This is a genomic window from Sphingomonas hankookensis, from assembly GCF_022664465.1.
In the GTDB taxonomy this organism is placed as follows: domain Bacteria; phylum Pseudomonadota; class Alphaproteobacteria; order Sphingomonadales; family Sphingomonadaceae; genus Sphingomonas; species Sphingomonas hankookensis.
The window spans coordinates 289,589-310,726 of sequence record NZ_JAKREV010000002.1 but is presented as its reverse complement, the minus strand read 5'-3'; the positions used below and the strand labels follow the sequence as shown (position 1 = coordinate 310,726).

Genomic DNA, 21,138 nt, shown 5'->3' with positions numbered 1-21,138 from the left:
AGGAGTGCCCGCCTATCATGGCCGACGCCAAGCCTTTCGCCATGCCCGACGGAGCTACGGGTGTCCTCGTCCTCGCCAATGGCGACGTGCTGTGGGGGCGTGGTTTTGGCGCGGAAGGCGCAGCGGTGGGCGAGGTGTGCTTCCACACCGCGATGACCGGCTATCAGGAAATCATGACCGATCCGTCCTTCGCCGGGCAGATCATCACCTTCACCTTCCCCCACATCGGCAATGTCGGCACCAACGTCGATGACGTCGAGGCGAACGACCCGCACGCGCTGGGCATGATCGTCCGTGAGGACGTGACCGCACCGTCGAACTTCCGGTCGAACGAGCATCTGGACGCATGGATGGCGCGGCACAACCGGATCGGGCTGGCCGGGATCGATACGCGGGCGCTGACCCGTCGCATCCGGCAGGGCGGGGCGCCGAACGGGGTGATCGCGCATTCGGCTACGGGTGAGTTCGACATCCCGGCGCTGCTGGCACAGGCGCAGGCATGGCCGGGGCTGGAGGGCATGGACCTTGCCAAGTCGGTGTCGTGCGAAACGCATTATGGCTGGGCCGGCGGGGCGTGGCATCTGGGCAAGGGGTATGACGACAGCCTGACCGCCGAAGGTGGCGAAGGTGTCGCACAAAGCCCATCGCGCCCGCACGTCGTTGCGATCGATTTTGGCAGCAAACGCAATATCTTCCGCAATCTTGTTCATGCGGGTGCTGAAGTAACCGTGCTACCGGCCACCGCGACCTATGACGAGGTCATGGCGGCCAACCCCGACGGCATCTTCCTGTCGAACGGTCCGGGTGATCCGGCCGCGACCGGCGAGTATGCGGTGCCGGTGATCCGGCAGTTGCTGGAGACCGGCAAGCCGCTGTTCGGCATCTGCCTGGGCCACCAGTTGCTGGGCCTTGCGCTGGGTGCGACCACCAGCAAGATGCATCAGGGGCATCGTGGCGCGAACCATCCGGTCAAGCGGTTGTCCGATGGCGCGGTCGAGATCACCAGCATGAACCATGGCTTTGCGGTCGAGCGCGACAGCCTGCCGGCGAACGTCCGCGAGACGCATGTGTCGCTGTTCGATGGATCGAACGCGGGACTGGAAGTTGACGGCGGCCGCGCGTTCAGCGTGCAGTATCATCCCGAGGCGTCGCCCGGGCCGCAGGACAGTTTCTATCTGTTCGAGCGGTTCGTGGGCATGATGAAGGCGCCCGCATGACGTGGGAGTATCTTGCAGCCGAGCTGGAGGATGGCTTTGTCGAGCTGCGTCAGCAATTTGGCGAAGGTCATCGTCAGTCCCTGCAAGGTGCGCTGACCTATCTCGGATCGCAGGGCTGGGAACTGGCCACCTCGATCAGCGGCAAGGCGACGTTCGGCGCCAGCCCGCCCGTAACTCTCATTTTCAAGCGCCCGAAGGGCTGAGCGGACCATCATGCCAAAACGCACCGACATTTCGTCCATCCTCGTCATCGGCGCGGGGCCGATCGTTATCGGTCAGGCTTGCGAGTTCGATTATTCGGGCGTGCAGGCGATCAAGGCGTTGAAGGAGGAGGGCTATCGCATCGTCCTCGTCAACTCCAACCCCGCCACGATCATGACCGATCCCGACCTGGCCGACGCGACCTATGTCGAGCCGATCACCCCGGCGATCGTCGCGAAGATCATCGAGAAGGAGCGCCCCGACGCCGTCCTGCCGACGATGGGCGGGCAGACCGCGCTGAACACCGCGCTGGCGCTGGCCAATGACGGAACGCTGGAGAAGTTCGGCGTGACGATGATCGGTGCCGATGCCGAGGCGATCGACAAGGCCGAGGATCGTCAGAAGTTCAAGGTCGCGATGGACAAGATCGGCCTCGAATCCGCGCGCAGCCATATCGCGCATACCGAAGCGGAGGCGCTGGCGGGCCTCGAGCATGTCGGGTTGCCGGCGATCATCCGCCCGTCGTTCACGCTGGGCGGCACCGGTGGCGGCGTCGCCTATAACCGCGACGAGTTCCTCAAGATCGTCCGCGAAGGGCTCGACGCCTCGCCGACTACCGAGGTGCTGATCGAGGAATCGCTGCTCGGTTGGAAGGAATATGAGATGGAGGTGGTCCGCGACCGTGCGGACAATGCCATCATCGTGTGTTCGATCGAGAATATCGATCCGATGGGCGTCCATACCGGGGACTCGATCACCGTCGCCCCGGCGCTGACGCTGACCGACAAGGAATACCAGATCATGCGCAATGCATCGATCGCGGTCCTGCGGGAAATCGGTGTCGAAACAGGGGGTTCGAACGTACAGTTCGCGGTCAACCCGAAGGACGGTCGCCTGATCGTCATCGAGATGAACCCGCGTGTGTCGCGGTCGTCGGCGCTGGCGTCGAAGGCGACCGGCTTCCCGATCGCGAAGGTCGCCGCCAAGCTGGCGGTCGGCTACACGCTAGACGAGATCGACAACGATATTACGGGCGCGACGCCGGCGTCGTTCGAACCGACGATCGATTACGTCGTCACCAAGATTCCGCGCTTCGCCTTCGAAAAGTTCAAGGGGTCGCAAGCGGTGCTGTCGACCGCGATGAAGTCGGTCGGCGAAGTGATGGCGATCGGCCGCAACATCCATGAATCGCTGCAAAAGGCGCTGCGGGGACTGGAAACCGGGCTGGCCGGGTTCAACAACGTCGAGCGGCTGGCTGGCGCGCCGCGCGCGGAGATCGAGGCGGCGCTGGCCGTGGCGACGCCCGACCGGCTGCTGGTCGCGGCGCAGGCGCTGCGCGAAGGCTTCACCGTCGCCGAAGTGCACGCCATCGCCAAATATGATCCGTGGTTCCTCGAACGCATGGCGGAAATCGTCGCGGCGGAAACCGAAGTTTGCACCAACGGCCTGCCGCAGGACGCGGCGGGTATGCGGCGTCTGAAGGCGATGGGCTTTTCGGACAAGCGGCTGGCGTGGCTGGCGCTGCAATCGGCCAATCTGCGCGGCATGGAGCGCGGCATCGCGCGCGGATCGGGGCTGATCCACGAGGTCGTCAAGATGATGACCGGTGGCGTGACCGAGGACGAAGTGCGCCAACATCGGCACAAGCTGGGCGTGCGACCGGTGTTCAAGCGGATCGACACCTGCGCCGCCGAGTTCGAAGCGAAGACGCCGTATATGTATTCGACCTATGAGGCGCCGACCTTTGGCGAGCCCGAGGACGAGAGCGCGCCGTCGGAGCGCAGGAAGATCGTGATCCTGGGCGGTGGTCCGAACCGGATCGGGCAGGGGATCGAGTTCGATTATTGCTGCTGCCATGCCTGCTTCGCGCTGAGCGACGCCGGGTATGAGACCATCATGGTCAACTGCAACCCGGAGACGGTCAGCACCGATTACGACACGTCGGACCGGCTGTATTTCGAACCGCTGACCGCCGAGGACGTGCTGGAAATCCTGCATGTCGAGGCGTCGAAGGGCGAGCTGGTCGGGGTGATCGTGCAGTTCGGCGGGCAGACGCCGCTGAACCTCGCCCGCGCACTGGAGGCCGCCGGTATCCCGATCCTGGGCACCACGCCCGATTCGATCGACCTTGCCGAGGATCGTGAGCGGTTCGCCGATCTAGTCAATTCGCTCGGCTTGTTGCAGCCGGCCAATGGCCTCGCGCGCAGCCGGGACGAGGCGGCGGTGATCGCCGAGCGGATCGGCTATCCGGTGCTGATGCGGCCGAGCTATGTGCTGGGCGGACGGGCGATGGAGATCGTCGATTCGATCCAGCAGCTCGACGACTATATCCAGACCGCGGTGCAGGTGTCGGGTGATTCGCCCGTGCTGATCGACCAGTATCTGCGCGACGCGATCGAGGTCGATGTCGATGCAATTGCGGACGGCGATGACGTCGTTGTCGCGGGTGTGTTGCAGCATATCGAGGAAGCAGGCGTCCATTCGGGCGACAGCGCCTGTTCGATGCCGCCGCATTCGCTGTCCGCCGAGACGATCGCCGAGATCGAGCGGCAGACGGTGGCGTTGGCCAAGGCGTTGAACGTCAAGGGCCTGATGAACATCCAGTTCGCGGTCAAGGACGGCAAGGTCTATCTGATCGAGGTCAATCCACGGGCCAGCCGTACGGTGCCGTTCGTCGCCAAGGCGATCGGGACGCCGGTCGCCAAGATCGCGGCGCGGGTGATGGCGGGCGAGAAGCTCAGCGGCCTGCCGGTGATCGATCGCAACATTACCCATGTCGCGGTCAAGGAAGCGGTCTTTCCATGGGGGCGTTTCCCCGGAGTCGATCCGGTCCTGTCGCCGGAAATGAAGTCGACCGGCGAAGTCATGGGAATCGATAGCGATTTCGCCACCGCCTTTGCCAAGGCGCAGATGGGTGCCAGCATCGTCCTGCCCAAGAGCGGCACGGTGTTCGTATCGGTCAAGCATGGCGACAAGCCGGTGATCCTGCCGGGCGTCCAGCTGCTGGTCGACATGGGCTTCCGCATCGTCGCGACCAGTGGCACCGCCGATTACCTCGCCGAAAACGGCGTGCCCGTCGAACGCGTGAACAAGGTGGCGCAGGGTCGGCCGCATATCGTCGACAAGATTTTCGACGGCGATATCGCGATGATCTTCAACACGACCGAAGGGTGGCAGTCGCTGAAGGATTCGGAATCGATCCGCGCATCGGCGCAGTCGCAGAAGGTGCCGTATTTTACCACGGCTCCGGCAAGTGTTGCAGTCGCACAGGCCATTCAGGCGCTGGCGGCCCGGTCCCTTGAAGTGCGGCCGTTGCAGTCTTATTATTCGCAATCGCACAACTGATCCCCATCAGCATAATGTTGCGCGCGGACGGGCCGGTGGTCCGTCCGTTCGGAGGGGGCACTGACAAAAGGGACGCGCGGCGCGATGGCGACGGTCGAAAAGATGCCGATGTTGCAGGAGGGCTATGACCGCCTGACGGTACACCTCAAGCAGCTGAAGGTCGAACGACCGCAGATCATCGATGCGATCGAGGAAGCGCGCGCGCACGGCGACCTGTCGGAAAACGCCGAATATCATGCGGCGAAGGAACGACAGGGCCAGATCGAGGCGTCGATCGCCGATATCGAGGACAAGCTGTCGCGTGCGCAGGTCATCGACCCGAAGGACCTGTCGGGCGACAAGGTCGTGTTCGGCGCGACCGTGACGCTGCTCGACGAGGACGACAAGGCGGTGACCTACCAGATCGTCGGCCAGACCGAGGCGGATGCGAAGTCCGGCCGTATTTCGTACAATTCGCCGATGGGCCGTGCGCTGATCGGTCGCAAGATCGACGACGATGTCGAAGTGACGGTGCCGTCGGGCGACCGTTATTATCAGATCTCGAAGATCGAGTTCATCTAAACCCCCATGTTCGAGCGGCGTCCGTCCCCCGCGATCCTTGCGATCGGCGGATTGATCGCGGTCGTCAGCGCGTTCCTGATCCTGACGGGCCGGGTCGACTGGGCGGCGGCGGTCGGCGGGTTCTGGCCGTTGCGGGTCGGCGGCGATCCTTCGGCGGTGTCGGATAATCTGCCGTTGGTACCGGTGGTGCTGACGCCGCTGAGCGCTGCGTTCATTCACGACGGCTGGCTGCATCTGGGGTTCAACCTGTTGTCGTTGCTGATCGTCGGCACGCCGACCCAGCGGGCGGTGGGCCTGCGCGGGGTGATCGTGCTGCTGGTAGTGGGGGCCTATGCCGCCGCGGCGGCGCAATGGGCGCTCGGGCCGTCGTCGATATCGGTGATGGTCGGGGCGAGCGGCGCAATCTCTGCGCTGATCGGGGCCTATGCGCTGCTGTTCGGTGGCGCCAAGGCCAAGCCGATCGGGCCGATCCCCGCGCATGTGGTCCATGCGATCTGGCTGGGCGTGTTCTGGACCGCGCTGAACCTGTTCATCGGGTGGTCGAGCGCGGGCAGCGGGATGCCGATTGCCGGCGCGGCGCATGTCGGCGGGTTCGTTGCGGGGATGGTGCTGTTGCGGCCACTGTTGCGGTGGCGCTGGGGTGGGCGGCCGTTGGCTGAGTAAGGTGTTCGGCGGATACCCCGCTTACTCCCACATTCTCCCCGTTTCCTGCGCATTACCCCCCGTTTGCTTCGAGCTTGTCGAGAACCGAAGTCGAGAAGGGGCCGCCTCAAATGGGACCGATGGACGGTGTTGGTCTATAACGGGGGCGATCAAGCCGGTCCCGCAGACCAGCCCCGCTGTTGCGGCTCCCAAGTAGAAGGCTTGCTTCACGCGAAGGCGCGATGACGCGAAGAAGATAGTGATTCGCGCGGAGGCGCGGAGACGCGGAGGGGGTGCGTTCGGGGAGAGTGCGCCCGAACCGGAGAAATCTCGCACGTTGCAGCGACGGATGAGGCGGCTGGCGCGGTTGTTCCTGTCGCAAGCACAACCGTGCCGCGTCTCCGGGTTCTCGACGGACGCTTCTCGACAAGCTCGAAGCGGCTCGAACCGAACGGAAGCGTCTATCGCGCCTTACGCCGCGGGCAGTTCCGGTTCGAGCAGGCGGTGCAGGTGGACCACGACATATTTCATCTCGGCATCGTCGACGGTCCGCTGCGCGGCGGCGCGCCATGCCTTTTCAGCGCTGGCATAGTCGCCGAACACGCCGACGACGTCGATCGCCTTCAGGTCGGCGAAGTCGAGCGTGCGCGGATCGGTGACGCGGCCGCCGAAGACGAGGTGGAGTTTGCTCATGATCGCTCCCGCAGTGCAAAAAAAGATACGCCCCGCCGCATAGCGGACGGAGCGTACCCTTCAACCCATAAACTGGCGTGATATCAGTCGATCAGCCCTTGATCGCGCTCTTGCCGCTGTCGGTGGCGGCCTGCACGACGTTGCTGAACACCGTGCGCAGCTGCTCCTTGGCGCCGTCCTTGCTGGGCAGTGCGGCGGTCAGCTGTTCCTTGCCGACGTCGCGCGCGGTGGCGGCAGCGGCGGTTGCGGCGGCCGACAGCTTCTTGCCGAGCGGCGCGAGCGTCCGGGTTTCCTGCGCGGTGCGCGGCAGCAGCGCGCCGACGACGGCACCGAGGGCGAGGCCACCGGCCAGCACCGCGAGCGGGCTGGTTTCGATGGTGTCCGAGGCGCGCTTGGCGGCATCGTGCGCGGCATCCGAGGCCCGCTTGGCAGCGTCGTGCGCCGCATCGCTGGTGGCATGGGCGGCGGTCGACGCCTTGTCCTTGATCGTGTCGATCGTACCGGTGGTCGCCGTCGGGGCGGTCTTGAGTTCGCTCATGATGCTACATCCTTGTTCGGGGCGGTCGGGGGCAGAGGCGGTGGGGGCGGGGCGCCCCGGTGGAACAGCCGGGCGATCCGCTTGCGGGCAAGCAGGGCGACGAGGCCGGTCGCGATGCCGGCAGCGACGCCGGGCCGCTCGCGGACAAGGGCGACGCCATCCTCCGCCTTGTCGCGCAGGTCGTCGGCGACGCCCGACGCGATGGTGGCGGGCGACAGGCGGTGCTTCGCCTCGGCGATACTGGCCTTCAGCCGGGCGCGCTTGACCAGCACGTCGGCTTGCGCGGCGGCGAGGGTGGGCGGGATCATCACTTGTCTCCCAACGGGGCGAAGACCCGCTTGAACCCGCTCGCCGCCATCTTGCCGAGGATCCCGGCCAGCACGAGTGCGACGACGACGACCAGCAACGTGGCCCAACCCGGACCCATTACCGGCCGCAGCGACAGGATCGCGCCGACCAGCAGCGCGACGACCGCCGACAGCGCGATCACCACCGCACCGGCCGCGAGACCGGCGGCGATGCCGGCCTGTGACCCACGCGTGCCGGCCACCGTCTTCCACAACGTCACCTCGGCCTGTGCGTAGGCCTTGGCATCGTCGACGACGCGGGTGACGACCGTTCCCAGCCCCTCATCCCCCATGGTCGGGGTCAGCCCTTGGTCGACGGGGTGGTGTCGGCGTCGACGCCGGCCTTGACCACGCGGGCCAGCACGAAGCCGAGCGCGGCGGCGGTGCCGATGGCGATCGCCGGGCTCTTGCGCACGAATTCGCGCGCATCGGCCAGCAGGTCCTCGACCTCCTTGCCGCGCAGGCCGTCCGAGAAGCCGGAGATCGCCTGTGCCGCCGAACGGGCGTACTGGCCGTACTGCTCGCCGAGCTTCTCGTCGACGGTGCCGGCGGCATCGTCCATCAGCTTCGAGAACTCGTCGAGCGCGCTGGTCGCGCGCGTCTTGCCTTCGTCGACCAGGCCGCGGGCCTTTTCGGTCGCCTTGGCAGACAGCTTCGACGCTTCGTCCTTCAGCGTCTGCTTGGTGCCGGCGGCGGTGTCGCTCGCACTGTCAGTGGTCGTGCCGGTTACGGGCGCGAGATCGGTGTCGAGCACGATACTGGTGTCGTTGGTCGTCGGCGAGGTGCCGGGCCGATTGAAGTCGGTCATAACGAATCCTTTCTTCGTTTCGGTAGGAAAACCATGCGGCACCGGCCGGGTTCCGTGCCGAGCGCAAGGATTTGCGAGGCGCGGGCCGAATGGATAGAGGGGCCGCGACCGAGCCGTTCCCACGGCCATAGAAGGAGTCGTTACGTGACCGCAATCATCCAGGTGCATGGCCGCCAGATTCTCGACAGCCGCGGCAACCCGACCGTCGAGGTCGATGTGTTGCTCGAGGACGGCAGCTTTGGCCGTGCCGCGGTCCCGTCGGGCGCGTCGACCGGCGCGCACGAGGCGGTCGAAAAGCGCGACGGCGACAAGGGCGTCTATCTGGGCAAGGGCGTGCTGGCCGCGGTCGAGGCGGTGAACGGCGATATCGCCGAAGCGGTGCTGGGCATGGATGCCGAGGACCAGAGCGACATCGACGAAGCGATGATCCAGCTCGACGGGACCGAGAACAAGGGGCGGCTGGGCGCGAACGCGATCCTCGGCGTCAGCCTTGCGGTCGCCAAGGCGGCGGCGGATGCGCGCGGGCTGCCGCTGTATCGTTATGTCGGCGGGGTGTCGGCGCATCTGCTGCCGGTGCCGATGATGAACATCATCAACGGCGGCGAACATGCCGACAACCCGATCGATTTCCAGGAATTCATGGTGATGCCGGTCGGCGCCGACAGCATCGCCGATGCGGTCCGGTGCGGTTCGGAAATCTTCCACACGCTGAAGAAGGGCCTGTCGGAAAAGGGCCTGTCGACCTCGGTCGGCGACGAAGGCGGCTTCGCGCCGGCGCTCACCAGCACGATCGACGCGCTCGACTTCATCATGCAGAGCATCGAGCGCGCCGGGTACAAGCCGGGCGACGACGTCATGCTGGCGCTCGACTGCGCCGCGACCGAGTTCTTCAAGGGCGGCCGGTACGAGATGGTCGGCGAGGGCAAGTCGCTCAGCCCGCATGAAATGGCCGACTACCTCGCCGATCTCGCCGCGCGCTATCCGATCCTGTCGATCGAGGACGGCATGGGCGAGGACGATTTCGAGGGTTGGAAGGCGCTGACCGACAAGATCGGCGACAAGGTCCAGCTGGTCGGCGACGATCTGTTCGTGACCAACCCGAAGCGGCTGGCGATGGGGCTGGAACAGGGCCTCGCCAACTCGCTGCTGGTGAAGGTCAACCAGATCGGCACGCTGACCGAAACGCTGGAAGCGGTGAACCTCGCGCAGCGCAACCGCTATACCGCGGTCATGTCGCACCGTTCGGGCGAAACCGAGGATTCGACGATCGCCGACCTCGCGGTCGCCACCAACTGCGGCCAGATCAAGACCGGGTCGCTCGCGCGCTCGGACCGGCTTGCCAAGTACAACCAGCTGATCCGTATCGAGGAAGAGCTGGCCGGCGCGGCGCGCTATGCGGGACGTTCAATTTTGCGTTGATCGACGCATAGTGATTATCGAAGGGGGCGTCGGTGCGAACCGGCGCCCTTTTTGTCGACTGCAGAAGGCGGGGGCGGGCGAGGAAAAAGGGGGAGCGCGCAAGTTTGCCCGGCTTTGCACGATTTCCGTTTCCCCGTTGCAGGATCGTAATTTCGGTAAACGGCAATCGGGAACAGATTTTTGGGAAAAGCGAACCGCGCAGGCAACCGTCAGCGCGGTCGGCGCGGTCGGATTCCCGTCATTCGTTCGTTTGCGAGAAACACGGCGCGATCGTATTTTCGAAGCGAGGAGGTACGTCGCTGCCATGAAGCTGGACGATCTGGGAACACGCATCTGTATCATGGGGCCGTCGAACAGCGGTAAGTCCACATTGGCGGAGGCGATCGGGCGAGCGAAAGGGTTGGAGGTCGTTCACCTCGACCAGCTACACCATCTTCCGCACACCGACTGGGTTCCACGACCGCCAGAGGAGTTTACGGCGCTTCACGACAAGGCGATTACTGGCGACCGCTGGGTGATTGAAGGCAACTATTCCCGGCTGCTCCCGCAACGGCTGGAACGAGCGACCGGTTTCATTCTTCTCGATGTTCCAACGACAACCAGCCTGTATAGGTATGTTCGACGCTGCTGGTTCGAGCGCGATCGACGCGGCGCCCTGGAGGGCGGTCGCGATAGCGTGAAATGGGATATGATCCGGCACATCGTCGTCGCCACCAGAGCCAACCGCGCCCGTTACCGCGACATGATCGACGGCATCAGCCTGCCCAAGACCCGGATCGCTACGACCGGGGCGTTGGCGGCCTTCTACCGCGCCAACGGGTTAAGGCACTAAGCCGCACATTCCCGTTTCACCATCGTTTTCGGGAATGTTCTTCGTTCCTCCCGCGGCACCGCCTAAAACAACCGCCCGCCATCCGGCACTCGCTGATCCGGCGCGAACAGCACCACGGCACCGCCTTCATCCGGAAAGCCGAGCGTCAGCACTTCGGACACGAACTTGCCGATTTGGCGTGGCGGGAAGTTGACCACCGCGGCCACCTGTCGCCCGACCAGCACGGCGCAGTCATAATGTTCGGTGATCTGTGCGCTGGAGCGTTTGACGCCGATGACGGGGCCGAAATCGATCGTCAGCTTGATCGCGGGCTTGCGGGCCTCCGGATAGGGTTCGGCCGACACGATCGTGCCGACGCGGATGTCGACCTGCAAAAAGGTGGCGAAGTCGGTCGGCGCGGTCAGCTGCGTCGGGTCGTGTAGAAGGTGCATATCGGCTCCCGCTGATATCGAGACGGCTTGCGTGGGACCGGGCGATCCCCGACATACGCGGACATGCCGCGTTCCTCTCCCCTGCGCCAGATGCTGACCCGTGCCGGATGGCCTGCACTGGTCATCCTCGTGATGGGCTTCTTCGCCTATCATGCCGTGCTCGGGCCGAACGGGGTGCTGGCGTATCGCGACTATCAGCGCAAGCTGACGGTACGGAAGGCGCAATATGCGTGCCTGGAAAAGGTGCGCGCCGATCTGCGCAACCGGGTCGAACTGCTCGATCCGCGCCACGCCGACCCCGACATGGTCGACGAACTGGTCCGGCGGAAGCTGAACGTCGCGCATCCGGACGAATTCATCGTACCGATCGGCGGCGAGGCGGCGGCACGATCGCGCTGCGGAATCCGGCTTGACGACTGATTCCGGTACGTAAGGCGTCCCCCTTCGGTTGCGCGGGGGGATAAATCGCGCCATAGGCGGCGCTCCTAACCCATCCTTTCAGGAACGAGGCATCCGAACCGTGGCAAAAGCACCGGCGCAAGGCCGCACCAGCGAACCCGTCATTCCCAATCGCGAACGGCCGGGGGAGCCAAAGCGGTACGAAGCGTCGAAAGAGGAACTGCTTTCCTTCTACAGGGAAATGCTGCTGATCCGCCGTTTCGAAGAGAAGGCGGGGCAGTTGTACGGCCTCGGCCTGATCGGTGGCTTCTGCCATTTGTATATCGGTCAGGAAGCGGTCGCCGTGGGCCTGCAGTCGGCGCTTGAATCCGGCAAGGATTCGGTGATCACCGGCTATCGCGACCATGGCCACATGCTCGCCTACGGCATCGATCCCAAGGTCATCATGGCCGAGCTGACCGGGCGCGAGGCTGGCATCAGCCGCGGCAAGGGCGGGTCGATGCACATGTTCTCGACCGAGCATAAGTTCTACGGCGGCCACGGCATCGTCGGGGCGCAGGTGTCGCTGGGCGCGGGTCTCGCGTTCGGGCACAAATACGCGAACGATGGCGGCGTCTGCATGGCCTATTTCGGCGATGGCGCCGCGAACCAGGGCCAGGTGTACGAATCGTTCAACATGGCCGAGCTGTGGAAGCTCCCGATCATCTTCGTGATCGAGAACAACCAGTATGCCATGGGCACCAGCGTCAATCGCGCTTCGGCCGAGGACCAGCTGTACAAGCGCGGCGAGAGCTTCCGCATTCCGGGCATCCAGGTCGACGGCATGGACGTGCTGGCGTGCCGCGGTGCCGCCGAGGAAGCGCTGGCATGGGTCCGCGCGGGCAAGGGTCCGATCATCCTCGAGATGAAGACCTATCGCTATCGTGGCCATTCGATGTCCGACCCGGCCAAGTATCGCAGCCGCGACGAAGTGCAGGCGATGCGCGACAATTCGGACCCGATCGAGGGGCTGAAGCGCGAGCTGAACGCCGCCGGCGTGCAGGAAGACGAGCTGAAGGCGATCGAGGCCGAAATCCGCAAGGTGGTGAACGCCGCCGCCGACTTCGCCGAAAGCGCGCCGGAACCGGACGCTAAGGAACTGTACACCGACGTGCTGGTGGAGACCTACTAAGATGCCGATCGAACTGAAGATGCCGGCGTTGTCGCCCACGATGGAAGAAGGCACGCTGGCCAAGTGGCTCGTCAAGGAAGGCGACACGGTCAAGTCGGGCGACATCATGGCCGAGATCGAGACCGACAAGGCGACGATGGAATTCGAAGCCGTCGACGAAGGCACGATCGCGCAGATCGTCGTCGCCGAGGGTACCGATAACGTGAAGGTCGGCGCGGTCATCGCGATCCTGGCGGCCGAGGGCGAGGATGTCGACGCCGCGAAGTCGGCGCAGCCGACCGAAGCGCGTGCCGGCGATGCCGCCGCCGCGAGCCCCAAGGCCGACGAAAAGAACGACGACAAGGCGCCGCCGACGCCCGAAGGTACGTCGCAGCAGCACGCCGAAACCGGCGCGCGCCAGCTGTTCGACGCAGCCGACCAGGAAGGCGAAACCAGCCCGGAAATCCCGGAAGGGACCGAGATGGTCAAGACCACGGTCCGCGACGCGCTGCGCGATGCGATGGCCGAGGAAATGCGCGCCGACGACCGCGTGTTCGTGATGGGCGAGGAAGTCGCCGAATATCAGGGCGCGTACAAGGTCACGCAGGGCCTGCTCGCCGAATTCGGCGACCGTCGCGTCATCGACACGCCGATCACCGAATACGGCTTTGCCGGCATCGGCACCGGCGCGGCGATGGGTGGCCTGCGCCCGGTCATCGAATTCATGACGTTCAACTTCGCCATGCAGGCGATCGACCACATCATCAATTCGGCGGCCAAGACCAACTATATGTCCGGTGGCCAGATGCGCTGCCCGATCGTGTTCCGTGGTCCCAACGGCGCGGCCAGCCGTGTCGGTGCGCAGCACTCGCAGAACTATGGTCCATGGTACGCTTCGGTCCCCGGCCTGATCGTGATCGCGCCCTATGACGCGGCCGATGCGAAGGGGCTGCTGAAGGCGGCGATCCGCTCGACCGATCCGGTCGTCTTCCTCGAAAACGAACTGATGTATGGCCGCTCGTTCGACGTGCCGAAGCTCGACGATTTCGTGCTGCCGATCGGCAAGGCGCGGATCATGAAGCCGGGCAAGGACGTGACGATCGTCAGCTATTCGATCGGCGTCGGCCTCGCGCTCGAAGCCGCCGAGAAGCTTAGCGGGGAGGGCATCGATGCCGAAGTGATCGACCTGCGCACGCTGCGCCCGCTCGACACCAAAACGGTGCTGAAGTCGCTGAAGAAGACCAACCGGCTGGTCGTGGTCGAGGAAGGTTGGCCGACCTGCTCGATCGCGTCGGAAATCGCCGCGGTGGTGATGGAGCAGGGCTTCGACGACCTCGACGCCCCGGTGTTGCGCGTCACCAACGAAGACGTACCGCTGCCCTATGCCGCGAACCTCGAAAAGCTGGCACTGATCACCAGCGACAAGGTGGTCGAGGCGGTGAAGAAGGTGACGTACAAGTAAGCGCTTCGCTTCGGCAAGGACGCAAGACGAACGGGGCCGGCAACGCGCGATGCGATGCCGGCCCCGTCTGCGTTTGCAAGGGAGTGCGATCAGGTGGTGTAGCGGTCGCAGGTCATGCGCTCTTCTGCGGCAGGCGCGAGATTGGTGATGCCCGAGTGGAATTCGCGATTGTCGCGCACGATGAAGGACGCGACCTGTTTGAGCTTGCGTGTCCCGATGAAGTAGCTGCTGATCAGCGGGGTATAGTCGTAATTGATTTCGACGAAGATCACCCCCGAATTGGCCGGTGATTTGACCGTCATGCCGTCGCCCATGCCGCGGAACGGCGTTCCGGCAGTCCCGCCGGCACCCTCCACGCCGTAGGTGGAATCATAGCCGGCGCCGCGTTTCAGCCCGGCGCAGCGTTGCCAGTGAATCCATTGCTCGCCGTCCTTCATCTCCAGGCTGGAAATCGTAACGCGGCCATTGGTCGTCAGCTGCAGCCCGCGGGTCTGGAGCCGCAGCCCCTCGATGATCTCGTTGATGTCGACTTCGCGCAATTGCTGCGTTGCCAAGTTGGTATCGACGCCGACGCGCGAGGCGTTGTCGGCGAGGGTCAGCGCGGCCTGGCTCAGCTGCAGCTGGCGAACGCCGAAGTTGCAGAGTTCGACCGCATACATGCCAATCGGCACGACGATCGGCAGCGTCAGCGCGAATTCGAGCATCGCGACGCCGCGGCGGTCGGCGCGTAGCCGCCGTAAGGCGCGAGCAAGGGTCAGCTGCATATCGTCTCCGGGCTGTTCGCGGACTGCGCGCCATAGGGCTGGTTCTTGAGCAGGGTTTGCGCAGTGATGGTCTGTTCGGCGGACAGGCCCATGAGCCCATGCAGCGGGAACAGCCGTGGATAGGTCATCGACATGGTGTAGAGCGTGATGTCGTTCGCCCCGCCCTGACCGTCCCTGCCGGGATTGGCATCCCAGTGGCGATTGCCGTTAACGTCGGAATAGCATTCGCCGATATCATATTGGTTATTATGGTTGCTGTCGTCGAATGGCTCGGCGCGGATGTTGCCGAAGGTTTGATAGAATTTCCGGCTGCTTTCCCAACGGACGTTGCGCGCGATCACCCGAACTTGCGCAACGACCGCGCTGTCGATCGCCGCGGTCGATGTGCCCGATGCGTTGCCCTCTAGCGTCGCGCGCCGTCCGGCGGACTGCACAGCGCCGTTCAGAATGGATTGGGCGTAGGACCGATAGCAAAGGTCGAACAGCCCCATCAGCAGCAAAAGCATGACCGGCGCGATGAGGGTGAATTCGATCACCGTCACCCCGCGCCGATCGGTGGCCAGCCGGGCGATCATCGCGCAACCCGCAGCTTGGCGATCTGTGCGGCGATGTTGCTGAACGTCTGGTTGAGCTGCGCGGCGTTGTTCGCCTGGAACGAGCGGCCATCGCTCGCGCAGTTCGAAAGCATAGCGTCGAGCGTCGTTCCGAACGCGATGACCCATACGGTGATGTTCTTGCGCTTGGCGACGGTGCAGAGCGCGGACAGGCGGTTCGCAACGATCGTGTTCTGATCGGCGTCGGTCGGCATTCCGTTAGTACGGCGCTGATCGATCGCGGACAGGCCATAGGCGTCGTAGGATACGATCTTTGTATCGGTGGTGCCGTCCGTCATGAAGATCAGGTGGCGTGAAATGTCGCCGCCATTGGCCGCGACGGCGTTTTCGGATGCGAACAGGCCGGTCGGCGACAACAACCGCGTGCCCCACAGGAACCCGATATCGTGATGGGTGAAGCCCCCGGGGGTCAGGCTGTTCACATAGGCAGTGATCTGACTTTCGGTCTGGGCAGTCAACTTGACCGCTGGCGACGGGCATGGCGCATTATAACCACTGTTCAGGTCGCCGACGTTCGTCAATCCCTGATTATTCGTACGCACCGTCGCCGTCGTCCAGTTGGTCATGCTGTTGCGGGCATATATCACCTTTGGAAGCCACGGCTTCCACCTGGTCTCGGGATCGGAAGTTGGAACCATATCGACGTCGAGGTCGTAGGCGTTGGACGGTATCGTCGAATAACTCGATTGTTTGACGGTCTGCCGTTCTTCGATACAGGCGTTGGCGGCGTTCCATGTTATATCGCGATTGGCAAAGTTATTGGCGATCGGCAACGTGATGGTGCCGCCGGCCATCGTTGCGCCGTTACCCTTCAGCGGCGCGACGTTGAACGGCACCCGTTCGTATTTCCACCAGTAGTTCGTACTGGTCGTAGTTGTGGAATTACCCTTGTTCTTGTTCACCGTACGCGTTTCGGTGCGACGCTGGGTATATTGATTGTACCAGGTTTCGGTGATGACGCAGGCACCGTTGGTGACCTTGGCAGAATAGTTGCTGCCATTGATGACCTGCGTGAGCGTTCGGGTCGCGTCACCGGTCGGATTGGTCCAATCCGTGTAGGTAGGATCCGTTTTGGTCGTGTTACCCGGAGCGATGCAATTTTCAGGCGATCCGGCGGAAGTACGCGAGCCTGACGAACCGCTGAGCTTGGCCCAGCCGCCATATGTGTAGACATAATCGGCATTGTCGGTGGTCGTACTGGTATTCGTGGTTGTGCCATCCGCGATCCGCGACTGGTATCTCCATTCGTCGACCATCCATTCGGGTTTCAGCAGCATGCCGACGTTGACGTTGCTGGAATAGGGCACGAAACCGTAGCGTACCTGCGTTCCGGACTTCTTCGCGGCTTCGACCGTCCTATAGAAATCGATGACCGACGCCCGAAGTGCGGTAATCTTGTTCTGGGTATCGCCCGGATTTGTATCGGTCATCGATCCGGTCGTATCGAGCACGAACATCACGTCGAGGTTCGGTATCTCCAGCTTGGCTTCGCAGGCCACGCTCAACGTGACGGGAGCCATGCCCATCAGCTTGGTCAGCGTCATCGGCACGACGACCGACGCAGTGCCGGCGACCTGATTTTCCGTCGTTTTCACGGGTGTGAACGTCGGGGTTTGTGAGCCGAGCATGCCGGTTTTGAAGTTGTTGCCGAAGAACGCCTGCGCCTGTTGATAGGCATTGGTGTTGAAATCGGTGCCGTCCATCGTCTTGCGGCCCGCCAATACGCCGGCGTCGCACGCCTGTTGCAGGCGGACCTTCACATAATAGACGCGCGCGGTGTCGACTGCCGATCCGGCCATGCCGACCAACGGGATCAGCGCGATCGCCATCATCGCCAGCGTATTGCCGCGGCGGTCGCGGGCCAGGCGGCCGAGAATGCCCCCCGACTGTCGTTCCGCCATTGTGCCAGTCGATCCGTTCATTCCCGCCGTCCCCGCCCGCGCAGGTATCCCGCGCAAATCACACGCTTTCATGCCGCAACAGGGTTGACGGATGTTTAAGAGGCAGGCTCATCCGCCGGATGCAGAATGATTCGGAACGCGCGCTGGCGCTGGCCTATGCTCCCGATGACGGGCGGCGTGCCGCGCTGTCGGCGCTGCTGGCGCTCGATGCCGCGCTGGGGGAGGTCGTGCGATCGACCACCCAGCCGGCACTGGGGCAGATACGGCTGGCATGGTGGCGCGAGCAGCTGATCAAGCTCGATACCCAGCCGCCGCCGGCGATGCCCGAACTGGTCGCGCTGGCCGAAACGCTGTTGCCGCGGGGCGTCGGCGGGGCGGAAATGGCCGAACTGGTCGACGGCTGGGATGTGTTGATCGAGGAAGAGACGCTGGCCGACGCGGCGCTCGAACGGTTTGCGGCGGCGCGGGGTGGTCGGCTGTTCGCGCTGGCAACGCAGGTGCTGTCTGGCAATGCAGTGCGGGCGGAGCGGCAGGGGCGCGGATGGGCGCTGGCCGATCTGTCGCAACGGCTGGACGACGCGGCGGCGCGGGACAGGGCGGTGGCGCTGGCGCGCGCGGCGCTGGCCGGACCATTGGCGGGCATGGCGAAGCCGCTGGGGCTGATGGCGTTATCGGCGCGGCTCGACCTGCACGATGTACCGGCCGGTGGCCCGAAGCGGGCGGCGCGGCTGTTGTGGTTCGGGCTTGCCGGGCGCTGAGCCATAGGCTGTAACGTCGGCCCGGACGGCATGGGGGACGGGCGATGTGGCGATTCTTGGCGGGCGTGGGGTCGGCGCTGGCGCTGGTGGCGGCGGGGCTGTTCCTGTTCCGCAGCGACGCCGCGACCGAGAAGCTGCCCCCGCCGCCCGCCGCCGTCAACGCGCCGGAACAGGTGGCCGAAGCCGATCCGGGCGATCCCCCGGCGGCGACCGCCCGCACCCGCGAACAGAAGCGGTTCGACCGGTATGACAAGGACCGCGACGGACGCATCACCCGCGACGAATATCTGGCGTCGCGGCGCAAGGCCTATGCGAAGCTCGACACCAATGGCGACGGTCGGCTGAGCTTCGACGAATGGGCGGCGAGGACCAGTGGCAAGTTCGCGACCGCGGACAAAGGCCGGGACGGCGCGCTCGACGCCGCGGAGTTCGCGACGACCGCGGTCAAGCGTCGCCCGAGCAAGCGCGTCGAATGTCCGCCCGCCGCGGCACCTGCCGACGAAGGTTGACGTTCACGTCAACGTAAACTAGCATCGTCGTCATGGTAGCTTCCCTGACCGACAGCGCCGATTCGACCGAAGGCGATCGTTTCTCGATCACCGACCTGTGCAACGACTATGGCGTCACCGCGCGGGCGTTGCGCTTCTACGAGGATGAAGGGCTGATCTCGCCCGAACGCCGGGGGCTCGCGCGCATCTATTCGCAGCGCGACCGCGTGCGGCTGGCGTGGATTCTGCGCGGCAAGCGGGTGGGGTTCAGCCTCGCCGACATCCGCGAGATGATCGACCTGTACGATATCGGTGACGGGCGCGTCGTGCAGCGGCAGGTGACGCTGCAGAAGTGCCGCGACCGTATCGCCTTCCTCGAAAACCAGCGCCGCGACATCGACGCGGCGATCGCCGAACTCGGCGACTTCGTGACCACGATCGAAGCACTGCCCCAACCTATCGCCCCATCAGAGGGCACGTCCCCGGAGAAGGATTGACCCGATGCCCAGCTATACCCCGCCGGTTCGCGATACCCGTTTCATCCTCGACCATGTGCTGAATATCAGCGACCATGCCGCGCTGCCCGGCTTTGCCAACGCCACGCCCGACACGGTCGAAGCCGTGCTGGAGGAGGGCGGCCGCTTCGTCGCCGAGGTGCTGTTCCCACTGAACGCGTCGGGTGATCAGCAGGGCTGCACCCGCCACGCCGATGGCAGCGTGACGACCCCGGACGGGTTCAAGGAGGCGTATCGCCAGTTCGTCGAATCGGGCTGGGGCACGTTGTCGGCGCCGGAAGCGTTCGGCGGGCAGGCGATGCCGCACGTCGTCGCGACGGCGTTCGAGGAATATCTGATCTCCGCCAACATGGCGTTCGCGATGTATCCGGGCCTCACCCACGGCGCGATCGCCGCGCTGTTGGTGAAGGGCAGCCCCGAGCAGCAGCAGATGTACGTGCCCAAGATGGTGTCGGGCGAATGGGGCGGCACCATGAACCTGACCGAGCCGCAATGCGGCACCGATCTGGGCCTGATCAAGACGCGCGCGGTGCCGAACGACGACGGTTCGTGGGCGATTACCGGCACGAAGATTTTCATTTCGTCGGGCGAGCATGACCTGACCGACAACATCATCCACCTCGTCCTTGCCAAGACGCCGGGCGCGCCGGAAAGCTCGAAGGGGATTTCGCTGTTCGTCGTGCCGAAGTTCCTGGTGAACGAGGACGGATCGCTGGGCGCGCGCAATCCGGTGACCTGCGGCTCGATCGAGCACAAGATGGGCATCCACGCCAATTCGACCTGCGTCATGAACTATGACGGAGCGAAGGGTTGGCTGGTCGGCGACGAGATGAAGGGGCTGGCGGCGATGTTCATCATGATGAACGCCGCGCGCCTCGGCGTCGGGCTGCAGGGGCTGGGCGTGGCCGAGACCGCATATCAGAATGCGGTGATCTATGCCGGCGACCGGCGGCAGGGGCGGGCGCTGACCGGGCCGGCACAGCCGGACGAAAAGGCCGATACGCTGTTCGTCCATCCCGACGTCCGCCGGATGCTGATGGAGGGCAAGGCGCTGACCGAAGGGCTGCGCGCGCTGTGCCTGTGGGGGGCGTTGCAGGTCGACCTGGCGCACATGTCCGAAGATGCGGCGGCGCGCGAACTGGCCGACGATCTGGTCGGGCTGCTGACGCCGGTCATCAAGGGCTATGGCACCGACAAGGGCTATGACGTCGCGACCAATGCGCAGCAGGTCTATGGTGGCCATGGCTATATCGCCGAATGGGGCATGGAGCAGTATGTCCGCGATGCCCGGATCGCGATGATCTACGAAGGCACCAATGGCGTGCAGGCGATGGACCTGGTCGGGCGCAAACTGGCGCAGAATGGCGGCCGGGCGATCCAGCATTTCTTCCGCATCGTCGGGGAGGAAATCGCGGTTGCCAAGGGTGCCGACGCGACCCGCGACTTCGCCGAGCGGCTGGAGCGGGGCCTCAAGGACCTGCAGGCGGCGACGATGTGGTTCATGGGCAATGGCATGCAGAACCCGAACCATGTCGGCGCCGGCGCGCATTCGTACATGCACATCATGGGCATCGTCGCGACCGGCCTGATGTGGCTGCGCATGCTGACCGCGGCGGAAGCGCTGGCGGCGTCGGGCGAGGGCGATCCGAAGTTCGTCGAGGGCAAGCGGGTGACCGCGCGCTTCTATGCCGAGCGGGTGATCCCGGAGACGGGTGCCCTGCGGCGCAAGATCGAGGGTGGCGCGGATGCGGTCATGGCGCTCGACCCGGCGTTGTTCGCGCGGGGGTGAGCGCACTCGGCATCATTTCGTCGAGGGGCGCTACGCCAGTTCACCCGTCACCCCGGGCTTGACCCGGGGTCCCGCTTCCTACTTCGACCGGCAGAAGAAACCGGACCCCGGATCAAGTCCGGGGTGACGATGTGAGAAGGTTGTGGTCGCCAACGACCGTTTTGGTCGTGGGGCTGTTGGTCCGGCATTCCACCAAACGCGTCACCCCAGCGCCGGCTGGGGTCTTTCTCGGTCAGACGTTGCGGTGTCCACGAGAGAGACCCC

23 protein-coding genes are annotated in these 21,138 nt (G+C 64.7%); 14 read left to right on the top strand and 9 right to left on the bottom strand.

From position 1 onward, the window contains the following. The first annotated feature begins 17 nt into the window (after positions 1 to 17). From carA to MF610_RS06760, 5 genes are all read left to right on the top strand, one after another. Positions 18 to 1,217, top strand: coding sequence for a glutamine-hydrolyzing carbamoyl-phosphate synthase small subunit (carA, locus tag MF610_RS06780; protein ID WP_242194183.1), 1,200 nt, complete (start codon positions 18 to 20; stop codon positions 1,215 to 1,217). Further along, positions 1,214 to 1,420, top strand: a complete 207-nt coding sequence (locus MF610_RS06775) for a DUF4177 domain-containing protein (protein WP_242194180.1) — start codon at positions 1,214 to 1,216, stop codon at positions 1,418 to 1,420. The genes carA and MF610_RS06775 overlap by 4 nt, the downstream gene beginning before the upstream one ends. 10 nt (positions 1,421 to 1,430) lie before the next feature. Further along, entirely contained in the window at positions 1,431 to 4,763 is a 3,333-nt protein-coding gene (carB, locus tag MF610_RS06770; RefSeq protein WP_242194177.1) for a carbamoyl-phosphate synthase large subunit, read from the top strand. Between the two features lie 84 nt (positions 4,764 to 4,847). Beyond that, on the top strand, positions 4,848 to 5,324 hold the full coding sequence (gene greA, locus MF610_RS06765; protein WP_056004117.1) for a transcription elongation factor GreA: 477 nt from the start codon (positions 4,848 to 4,850) through the stop codon (positions 5,322 to 5,324). 6 nt (positions 5,325 to 5,330) lie between these two features. Beyond that, the gene (locus MF610_RS06760; protein WP_242194173.1) at positions 5,331 to 5,987 is read left to right on the top strand and encodes a rhomboid family intramembrane serine protease; all 657 of its coding nucleotides are present in this window, start codon (positions 5,331 to 5,333) and stop codon (positions 5,985 to 5,987) included. A 450-nt stretch (positions 5,988 to 6,437) separates the two neighbouring features. Here the strand turns inward: MF610_RS06760 and MF610_RS06755 are convergent, their stop codons facing one another. From MF610_RS06755 to MF610_RS06735, 5 genes are all read right to left on the bottom strand, one after another. Beyond that, a complete protein-coding gene (locus MF610_RS06755; RefSeq protein WP_125660786.1) occupies positions 6,438 to 6,659 on the bottom strand; it encodes a DUF4170 domain-containing protein in 222 nt (73 codons plus the stop codon). A gap of 91 nt (positions 6,660 to 6,750) precedes the next feature. After that, on the bottom strand, positions 6,751 to 7,197 hold the full coding sequence (locus MF610_RS06750; protein ID WP_242194172.1) for a hypothetical protein: 447 nt from the start codon (positions 7,195 to 7,197) through the stop codon (positions 6,751 to 6,753). Next, on the bottom strand, positions 7,194 to 7,505 hold the full coding sequence (locus tag MF610_RS06745; protein ID WP_242194170.1) for a hypothetical protein: 312 nt from the start codon (positions 7,503 to 7,505) through the stop codon (positions 7,194 to 7,196). Before MF610_RS06745 ends, MF610_RS06750 begins: the two co-directional genes overlap by 4 nt. Continuing rightward, entirely contained in the window at positions 7,505 to 7,837 is a 333-nt protein-coding gene (locus MF610_RS06740; RefSeq protein ID WP_242194168.1) for a phage holin family protein, read from the bottom strand. The genes MF610_RS06745 and MF610_RS06740 overlap by 1 nt, the downstream gene beginning before the upstream one ends. Positions 7,838 to 7,845: 8 nt before the next feature. Continuing rightward, the gene (locus tag MF610_RS06735) at positions 7,846 to 8,352 is read right to left on the bottom strand and encodes a hypothetical protein (RefSeq protein WP_242194166.1); all 507 of its coding nucleotides are present in this window, start codon (positions 8,350 to 8,352) and stop codon (positions 7,846 to 7,848) included. Between the two features lie 144 nt (positions 8,353 to 8,496). Here MF610_RS06735 and eno point away from each other — a divergent pair, with 144 nt between their 5' ends. Together eno and MF610_RS06725 are read left to right on the top strand one after the other, a co-directional pair. Further along, positions 8,497 to 9,771 (top strand): phosphopyruvate hydratase, encoded by a 1,275-nt coding sequence (eno, locus tag MF610_RS06730; protein ID WP_242194164.1) that lies wholly within the window; start codon positions 8,497 to 8,499, stop codon positions 9,769 to 9,771. A 10-nt stretch (positions 9,772 to 9,781) separates the two neighbouring features. Beyond that, positions 9,782 to 10,603, top strand: a complete 822-nt coding sequence (locus MF610_RS06725) for a P-loop NTPase family protein (protein ID WP_242194162.1) — start codon at positions 9,782 to 9,784, stop codon at positions 10,601 to 10,603. Between the two features lie 62 nt (positions 10,604 to 10,665). Here the strand turns inward: MF610_RS06725 and MF610_RS06720 are convergent, their stop codons facing one another. After that, positions 10,666 to 11,034 carry a tRNA-binding protein gene (locus tag MF610_RS06720; RefSeq protein WP_242194160.1) on the bottom strand — a complete coding sequence of 123 codons (369 nt, stop codon included), beginning with the start codon at positions 11,032 to 11,034 and terminating at the stop codon, positions 10,666 to 10,668. Positions 11,035 to 11,097: 63 nt separating this feature from the next. On the opposite strand from MF610_RS06720, the gene MF610_RS06715 reads away from it, so the two are divergent. The 3 genes from MF610_RS06715 to MF610_RS06705 all read left to right on the top strand — a co-directional run bounded on the left by MF610_RS06715 (position 11,098) and on the right by MF610_RS06705 (position 14,045). Next, positions 11,098 to 11,454, top strand: a complete 357-nt coding sequence (locus tag MF610_RS06715; RefSeq protein ID WP_242194158.1) for an FtsB family cell division protein — start codon at positions 11,098 to 11,100, stop codon at positions 11,452 to 11,454. Between the two features lie 100 nt (positions 11,455 to 11,554). Next, complete coding sequence (gene pdhA, locus MF610_RS06710) at positions 11,555 to 12,604, top strand: pyruvate dehydrogenase (acetyl-transferring) E1 component subunit alpha (RefSeq protein ID WP_242194156.1); 1,050 nt, start codon at positions 11,555 to 11,557, stop codon at positions 12,602 to 12,604. 1 nt (position 12,605) lies between these two features. After that, positions 12,606 to 14,045, top strand: coding sequence for a pyruvate dehydrogenase complex E1 component subunit beta (locus tag MF610_RS06705; protein ID WP_242194154.1), 1,440 nt, complete (start codon positions 12,606 to 12,608; stop codon positions 14,043 to 14,045). Between the two features lie 89 nt (positions 14,046 to 14,134). On the opposite strand, the gene MF610_RS06700 is transcribed toward MF610_RS06705, so the two are convergent. From MF610_RS06700 to MF610_RS06690, 3 genes are read right to left on the bottom strand one after another with little or no spacing between them, the layout of a single operon-like run. Beyond that, positions 14,135 to 14,809: a TadE family protein gene (locus MF610_RS06700; RefSeq protein ID WP_242194152.1), complete on the bottom strand. Its 675-nt coding sequence runs from the start codon at positions 14,807 to 14,809 to the stop codon at positions 14,135 to 14,137. Further along, entirely contained in the window at positions 14,800 to 15,384 is a 585-nt protein-coding gene (locus tag MF610_RS06695; RefSeq protein ID WP_242194150.1) for a TadE/TadG family type IV pilus assembly protein, read from the bottom strand. Before MF610_RS06695 ends, MF610_RS06700 begins: the two co-directional genes overlap by 10 nt. Beyond that, the gene (locus tag MF610_RS06690; RefSeq protein ID WP_242194148.1) at positions 15,381 to 17,345 is read right to left on the bottom strand and encodes a pilus assembly protein; all 1,965 of its coding nucleotides are present in this window, start codon (positions 17,343 to 17,345) and stop codon (positions 15,381 to 15,383) included. The genes MF610_RS06695 and MF610_RS06690 overlap by 4 nt, the downstream gene beginning before the upstream one ends. Positions 17,346 to 17,443: 98 nt before the next feature. Here MF610_RS06690 and MF610_RS06685 point away from each other — a divergent pair, with 98 nt between their 5' ends. Genes MF610_RS06685 through MF610_RS06670 form a run of 4 tightly spaced genes read left to right on the top strand, consistent with a single transcriptional unit; the run spans position 17,444 to position 20,874 of the window. Beyond that, complete coding sequence (locus MF610_RS06685) at positions 17,444 to 18,082, top strand: squalene/phytoene synthase family protein (protein ID WP_242194146.1); 639 nt, start codon at positions 17,444 to 17,446, stop codon at positions 18,080 to 18,082. A 44-nt stretch (positions 18,083 to 18,126) separates the two neighbouring features. Further along, entirely contained in the window at positions 18,127 to 18,591 is a 465-nt protein-coding gene (locus tag MF610_RS06680; protein WP_242194144.1) for an EF-hand domain-containing protein, read from the top strand. Between the two features lie 32 nt (positions 18,592 to 18,623). Then, the gene (locus tag MF610_RS06675) at positions 18,624 to 19,067 is read left to right on the top strand and encodes a MerR family transcriptional regulator (protein WP_242194141.1); all 444 of its coding nucleotides are present in this window, start codon (positions 18,624 to 18,626) and stop codon (positions 19,065 to 19,067) included. Positions 19,068 to 19,071: 4 nt separating this feature from the next. Then, complete coding sequence (locus MF610_RS06670; protein ID WP_242194138.1) at positions 19,072 to 20,874, top strand: acyl-CoA dehydrogenase C-terminal domain-containing protein; 1,803 nt, start codon at positions 19,072 to 19,074, stop codon at positions 20,872 to 20,874. Positions 20,875 to 21,138: the final 264 nt, after the last annotated feature.